This window comes from Burkholderia sp. JPY481 (assembly GCF_038900515.1).
Lineage (GTDB): Bacteria > Pseudomonadota > Gammaproteobacteria > Burkholderiales > Burkholderiaceae > Paraburkholderia > Paraburkholderia youngii.
Genome location: NZ_JAYMRT010000223.1, coordinates 1 through 255 on the forward strand (window position 1 = coordinate 1; position 255 = coordinate 255).

A 255-nucleotide genomic window follows, 5' to 3' on the forward strand; every position below is an offset into this window, starting at 1 on the left:
CGCAGGTCTTCACGCTGAGGAATGAGTCGGCCAACAATTTGCTGCCGGTACTGCGTCCGCTGATCTCGCCGAACAACACGGTCGCGGCCTACCCCTCCAACAATACGATCGTCGTCACCGACTACGCCGACAACGTGCGGCGCATCGCCCAGATCATCGCGGGTGTCGATAGCGCGGCCGGCCAGGCGGTTGCAGTCGTGCCNCTGAAGAACGCGAATGCGATCGACATCGCGCAGCAGATGAACAATATGCTCG

Annotated in this window: 1 protein-coding gene; it reads left to right on the forward strand. The window is 61.4% G+C overall.

Features of this window, described 5'->3' with window-relative positions:
- Positions 1-255 (forward strand): secretin N-terminal domain-containing protein (locus VSR82_RS40450; RefSeq protein ID WP_498858970.1); only part of this gene is annotated, 255 nt, incomplete at both ends.